7 protein-coding genes are annotated in these 6,303 nt (G+C 28.1%); all 7 read right to left on the bottom strand.

Annotation, left to right across the window (positions count from 1 at the left end; translation table 11 throughout):
• The coding region (locus UGRO018_RS17355) for a hypothetical protein (RefSeq protein WP_416327775.1) at positions 1–490 on the bottom strand (490 nt) is incomplete at its 3' end.
• A gap of 1 nt (position 491) precedes the next feature.
• The gene (locus tag UGRO018_RS17350) at positions 492–1,382 is read right to left on the bottom strand and encodes a glycosyltransferase (protein ID WP_416327774.1); all 891 of its coding nucleotides are present in this window, start codon (positions 1,380–1,382) and stop codon (positions 492–494) included.
• Positions 1,372–2,439 (bottom strand): glycosyltransferase WbsX family protein, encoded by a 1,068-nt coding sequence (locus tag UGRO018_RS17345; protein ID WP_416327773.1) that lies wholly within the window; start codon positions 2,437–2,439, stop codon positions 1,372–1,374. The genes UGRO018_RS17350 and UGRO018_RS17345 overlap by 11 nt, the downstream gene beginning before the upstream one ends.
• A gap of 62 nt (positions 2,440–2,501) precedes the next feature.
• On the bottom strand, positions 2,502–3,374 hold the full coding sequence (locus tag UGRO018_RS17340) for a glycosyltransferase family 2 protein (RefSeq protein ID WP_416327772.1): 873 nt from the start codon (positions 3,372–3,374) through the stop codon (positions 2,502–2,504).
• Positions 3,371–4,222 carry a glycosyltransferase family 2 protein gene (locus tag UGRO018_RS17335; RefSeq protein WP_416327771.1) on the bottom strand — a complete coding sequence of 284 codons (852 nt, stop codon included), beginning with the start codon at positions 4,220–4,222 and terminating at the stop codon, positions 3,371–3,373. The genes UGRO018_RS17340 and UGRO018_RS17335 overlap by 4 nt, the downstream gene beginning before the upstream one ends.
• A 114-nt stretch (positions 4,223–4,336) precedes the next feature.
• On the bottom strand, positions 4,337–4,861 hold the full coding sequence (loaP, locus tag UGRO018_RS17330; RefSeq protein ID WP_416327770.1) for an antiterminator LoaP: 525 nt from the start codon (positions 4,859–4,861) through the stop codon (positions 4,337–4,339).
• Complete coding sequence (locus UGRO018_RS17325) at positions 4,861–6,165, bottom strand: exopolysaccharide biosynthesis polyprenyl glycosylphosphotransferase (RefSeq protein ID WP_416327769.1); 1,305 nt, start codon at positions 6,163–6,165, stop codon at positions 4,861–4,863. Before UGRO018_RS17325 ends, loaP begins: the two co-directional genes overlap by 1 nt.
• Positions 6,166–6,303 lie beyond the last annotated feature (138 nt).

Genomic DNA, 6,303 nt, shown 5'->3' with positions numbered 1-6,303 from the left:
ATACTATTATACAGATAAAAATATTCTGTCTTTGTAAAAGAATAATGTAAAAACTAATAATCAAAAAATTTTCCATATAATATTTCTTTTTTTTATAACAGACACACAGATAACTTAAGTGAAAGCTATAAAAAATCCCTAAAGAGTTTATCAGATTATGAAAAATAGGAATTCCTTCAAAATTTACTTCGTGATATGAAATGTTTTCTAAATAATATACTAATGGAATTTTTCCTGCATATAATAAATCCAAGACAAAAAAAACAACAAGCAATAATGTAAAGGATGATTTATGAGTTTCACTTATTTTTTTTTGTATTTTAATTTTATCTCTCAAAAGATAACCAGTTAATGCAGACATAAGAATGGTGAATATTATAAATATTAAAATATTAATATTTAATTGTACTAATAAATCAGACCATTGAAAACTATAAAGTAATAATATAATACTCCAAAAAACAGAATAACAAAAAAATATATTTAGCATATTAAACCTTCCCTAATATTACATATAATTTAAAAATAAAACCCTTGAAATTACGATTAATTATCAATTTAAGCTTTAATTTAAAATCATCTTTATAATATGCTAATTCTTTAATATCTTCTGAAAAAACTGGCGAAAGTCTATTGTTGTATGTCGTATATATATCTTTAGCTACTTTAGATCGTGTGTTTTTATTAGGTCTGAAAAAATTTTTTATTTTACCTCTTATTCTTTTAAAATCCGATACTTGCCCAATTGTGTTATTTTCATGTATACGATATTTAATATAACATTCATCATCAAAAATAACTTTCCCAAAAATAGTGACAATTAAATAAACAATCCAATCATGAGATTCAATATAACCGTTATACTCCCTCAAGTATTTCATTGTAGCATTATTAAAAACAAAGACACATCCGGGTACCACTGATTTTTGTAAAGATTCATATACATTTAAAATCTTATGATTTTTGAATGTATCTTGACTTATTAATTCCATATCATTATTAAAAGATTCTACCCTACTTGTATACAAAAGAGGTTGATCTTGGTTCATTTGCTCTTTTAATAACCCTATAGCTCTTGCTAATTTGTTATCTTGCCATATGTCATCTTGATCACAAAAAGCATAATATTCATATTCGTCTGAATTTTGTACTAATTGCCAAAAACTTTTCGCATACCCAATATTAGAACCTTTATGATATGACACAATATCATATTCATTACTGTAATTGTATAATATTTGCAAGGTATCATCATTAGACCCATCATCTCTTATATCTATTTTTAAATTAACATCTTTTTGATTCAATAATGACTCAATTTGTTTCTTTATATATTTTTCTCCATTAAAGGTCGACATCATAACTAAAATATTATTCTTCATAATTTTCAACAGCTTTCTTAACACTTTCTAAGTATGCATACTTATAATGTTGATCTGGTTCCAATACAGCACCCTCACTCCACTCATTCCATGCATTAATTACTACAAAATCGTTAGAAGAATCTTTTCTATTATTATTTATCAAAGACTCCAAGTTTTTTTTAAATTTATCAGGTGTATCATTTTTTACTATCATACAATTATGACCTTTTCTAGCAGAGTTGTCCCATTTAACAAAGCAACCTTTCTGAATATTTATTCCATTGTATGTTCTCTTTCTATTTATTATTTTATTCCAAATATAGTCATAATCTTGAAAATCAATTTTGTTTAGTTTTTTACATAAAAATCTTTTTAATTTTTGTATGAATGTTATGTCGAAGAATGTCGTATATAATGGTTCAAATTCTACAACTGCTTCTGTTTTTTTACAATTATTTTTTTTATTTCTAGCAGATATATATTCTACTATATATATTGGCTTTATGTCATTATTTTTTAAACTAGTATTCCAATAATCTAACATCTTATCAAAACATTTAATGTCATTCATATTATAAATGTAAAGAACTGGTCTTCCATCTATCTTTATGTATTTTTCGTCTTTAAAAAAAGGTATTAAATATTTTATATGCTTATCCCACTCTTTTTCATCACCATATATTTGATTTACTATCGTCTCATTCGACTTATCATGCCAATTTTTTATCCAACTATGGTTTGCCCAACAAAAACAGTACGTAAACTCTTCTTTTATTTCATTTTTCATAATTTCAGCAGGTTTGTAAAGAGCTTTTTTATCATTTCCAAACCAATAATGATAGAATATAAAACCATCTATTTTATTCTGCTTTGCTATTTTAATCTGTGTTTCTATTGACTCTTTATTTGATAAATCGTAATAGTTATCGTTTAGTGGAATTAGAGGTTGTATATGACCCTTATATAATTTCTTACCATTTTTTACATTATTCCACTCTGTAAACCCTTTTCCCCATGCCATATCATTGAATATTTCACGATGAAATGCTGGTAAATATATTGCTAAAATTTTCATATTTTTTGATTGCTACTAAACTGTATCAATCTTTACCTCCTTATTGAAATATAATTCTTTTTTTACTTCTTTATTTTAGGATATAAAACTTTTAAAATATTGATTTTGAATAAAACAAATAGTAATAAACACATAAAATCTTTTTTTATTGATAATGCTTTCTTAAAATAAATATTTGCATTTTTTTTATTTGAATCTAACATTTCAAACAGAGCAATTCTACAATATATCCTTGCTTTTTGACTTTGATTAAAATTATCTTGATATTTTTTGACAATTTCTTTTAATGCTAATATTCCTTTACTATTATTGGCACTTATACTGTCTTCCTGTGGAAACATTTTTACTAATATTTCATTTAAGTAAGATCCATTGAACTCTTTTGAAATTCTTATAAATAAGTCCCAATCTTGAAATCTCGGTAAAGTATCATCAAACTTTATTTTTTCTAAAATCTCCTTTTTACAAAGTACTGCTTGAGTTGTTATGAAATTTCCATTTAAAAGCTTTTGGTATATATCACTATCATCTTCTATAATAATTTTTTGCTTTTTTATCTTATCATTTTTTAAAACACTACAAAAAGAACAAAAAACCCAATCACATCTTTTCCTTTTTATATACTTTACTTCTTTTTCTATTCTATCAAGCATTGATACATCATCACTATCTTGAAATGTAATAAATTCTCCCCTAGATTTCTGTATGCCTAAGTTTCTTGCGGCATTAGCTCCTGAGTTTTTCAGTAATTTGAAATATAAAAGTCTTTCGTCAGAATATTTACCAATTATTTCTTTTGTTTCATCTGTGGAACAATCATCAACTATAATCAACTCTATATTACTATATGTCTGATTTAGTATAGAATCTATTGCTCTCTCTATTAAATTTGCTCTATTATAAGTAGGCATTATTATAGAAACTAAGTCATTCATAATAATTCACCTACCTTCATTCCTAAATATCTAGCAATCATATTAGGAATATACTCCTTCATTGCATTAAAGTTCCCTTCTTTAACTGCTCTTTTCAAAATATATATTGCGAGATTCTTTCCGGATTCAGTTGTTCCATATTTATTTAAAAAACTGTTTTCTTTAAAAAACTTTCCAGTTAGCTTATAGCGTTCAAATAATTCCTTAAATGAAAAATCGTGCGAATGTATTACCTCAGAATCTGCACAATATTTTATTCTGTATCCGTTTTTTATGATTTTGTGTGCAATATACATATCTTCGCTTATAGGCAGTTTTTTAGAATCATAACCATTTAATTCTTTAAACACTTTAGTACTTATTGCTGAAGAAGCGTCCGAAAAGAAAAAAGTATTTAATCCTAATTCTTTAATTGAATTATAATCTTTTATTGAAGATTCTTTTGGATAATTTTTTTCTCTAGTATATTTCTCGATCGAATTATTATTACATAACTGTCTACTATATGTTGCTTCACAATTTCCTCTATATATATCTTCTGTTAACTTACTTAACCAATCTTTTTTTTCAATTACAATATCTTGCGTAATAAATACAATAATGTCAGCATTACTATTCATTGCTGCTTTTTCTCTTGTTAAACTATGGGAAAAGTCATGTGGTTCTATTAACTCATAATCTAGATTTAGTGTTTTTAAAATAAGCTCACTTTTATCATTACTTTTTGTTAAAATATAGTGAATTCTTTCAATGTTTGCATTTTCTTGTTTCAATATCGATTGGTGTAATTTCTCTATATATGCTTCTGCGTTATATAAAGGGCAAATAATCTCAATTGTTCCTTTCATTGCGTACCTCCTTCCAACATAAAAAACATACTCCTCCCTTCCCCCACATAAAGTGTTGAACGGTTAAGTATGTCCCTGTATCTTCTATAATGTGCCCCTGGCAACTTTTATATCTTATTCAGTTCGTTTTAATATTTCTAATGGTACTGTTACATTTACTTTCTTATGTAATAGTTCTACTTCTAATATTGCATTTCTTTTATGACGATTGATTTTACTAATCTTGCTTTCATATCCTTTTAAAGGACCATCCTTAATCACTACGTGATCCTGCTCTATAAATCCTGTAGATTTCTTCAAAACAAAATCATCATTTAATAAGGCTTGAAGATATTCCTTTTCCTCACTATGTAAAGCAGGAATATCATCTTCATAATGCAGTTCTTTTACAATACCGGTTTTCCTGCTTCTTAATACATGCAATTTTTCCTTAAATACAATATGTTTTTGATTACTTTCAATGAAGATATAACTCGGAAATAATGGTTTCTCAACCAAATAATCAATACTGTTTTTTCTTCTTACTAATTCAATTTTAGGATAGAAAGCATACCAATTCTCTTCTTGATTCAGAAATTCGCATAACTGCTTTTCTTTTCCACCCATCACAAACAATACATACCAATTTGTATCCTTCATTAGAGTGCTCCTTCACCTTTGAATACCATCTTTACTGTTTTGATCAGTATTGTCATATCCAACCAGATACTCCAATTTCTATAATAGTAATCGTCCATCTGTAGGCGATCTTCAAAACTAACATCACTTCTTCCATGACTCTGCCACATTCCGGTTACTCCCGGTGTGCAACCGATCACGCTGTTATAATACATTCCCATATCCTTGATTTCTCTTGGTAGATATGGTCTTGGTCCTACTAAACTCATTTGTCCTTTTATCACATTGATAAACTGTGGAAACTCATCGAGGCTTTTCTCCCTTAATACTTTTCCTGCTACTGTAATTCTTGGATCATCTCTTAATTTTTTGTTTGTTTCATATTCTTCTCTGATTGCCGGATCTTCTTCCATCAATTGTTCTAGAACTTCCTCTGCATGAGGTACCATTGTTCGAAACTTATAAATCTTAAATGGCTTACCATCCTTACCGATTCTTTCTTGTGTGAAGAAAATAGGTTCTTTATCTCCATTTTCGTGATTCTTCTTACGAACATACCAAATCAATGGTAATAATAATAAACATCCTGCTAATCCACCAAGTATGTCAATTACTCGTTTCATCATTCTACTTCCAATATTCGTCATCCCTCTTGATGTAGATACTACAAGCAACCCATCAAAGTCTTCTACCTTTGTATCAAAGGTAATCAAACTAGATGTCTGCGATAGATATTTGATTTTCTCCACTTGATTGTAAAGGATATTCATAAAATGATTCATTTGACTTCTAGAAACATTTGGAATTGCGATAATAACCGTATCAATATCCAAATCTGATATCTTCTTTAAAAGATCCTTCACTGGGTAAATATCGCCTTCTACCAAAACTTCTTGATGTAGATTAGGAAATAGTTCTACATCATTGACATTGATAAAGCCTTGCACATCCATCAAAGAAAATCGATTGGTTTTACATACATGAGCAAGCTGAGTTGCTTCTTTGCCAGTACCAATGATCAATACATTTTCTTTCGAGGAATTACGCATCACAATACGAATAGCTCGATTGATCAATACACTGTACACAAATGCCAATAATGTAATGACCAAATTGACAATCATGAGATAGATGCTATATCTTCCTATGTCGATCAATAAGAGGCTGGCAAAATAGAAACAAAGATGACTCTTTATCAACAATTCAATTTCTTCCCAAATCAACAAAGTAGAAACACGATAATGCCCAAACATGGCTTGGATCATAAGATAAAGAATCACAAAACGCAAAGAATAATCAACAGAATTACGCATCAGCAATGTCATAAACAGAATGAAGATAAGCTCTAGCAGAAAACTAATGAAACTTATATTTTTTTTCGTCCTCATTGCTTTTGAAATTCATATGACCGTTACCGGTCTGCTTTCTTTCCCCTCCTTCTTGCATAGACACCATCCACAAAC

It is taken from the genome of Hoskinsella mucinilytica (genome assembly GCF_045223415.1).
GTDB classification, from domain to species: domain Bacteria; phylum Bacillota_I; class Bacilli_A; order Erysipelotrichales; family Erysipelotrichaceae; genus Hoskinsella; species Hoskinsella mucinilytica.
Note: the sequence above shows the minus strand (reverse complement) of the source record. Positions and strands in the feature narration are given on the sequence as shown.

Bases quoted from the DNA above. Each gene is read 5' to 3' on its own strand.
- loaP (WP_416327770.1), bottom strand. From the start codon at position 4,861: ATGAAGGATACAAATTGGTATGTATTGTTTGTGATGGGTGGAAAAGAA.
- UGRO018_RS17325 (WP_416327769.1), bottom strand. From the start codon at position 6,165: ATGACATTGCTGATGCGTAATTCTGTTGATTATTCTTTGCGTTTTGTG.
- UGRO018_RS17350 (WP_416327774.1), bottom strand. From the start codon at position 1,382: ATGAAGAATAATATTTTAGTTATGATGTCGACCTTTAATGGAGAAAAA.
- UGRO018_RS17345 (WP_416327773.1), bottom strand. From the start codon at position 2,439: ATGAAAATTTTAGCAATATATTTACCAGCATTTCATCGTGAAATATTC.
- UGRO018_RS17335 (WP_416327771.1), bottom strand. From the start codon at position 4,222: ATGAAAGGAACAATTGAGATTATTTGCCCTTTATATAACGCAGAAGCA.
- UGRO018_RS17340 (WP_416327772.1), bottom strand. From the start codon at position 3,374: ATGAATGACTTAGTTTCTATAATAATGCCTACTTATAATAGAGCAAAT.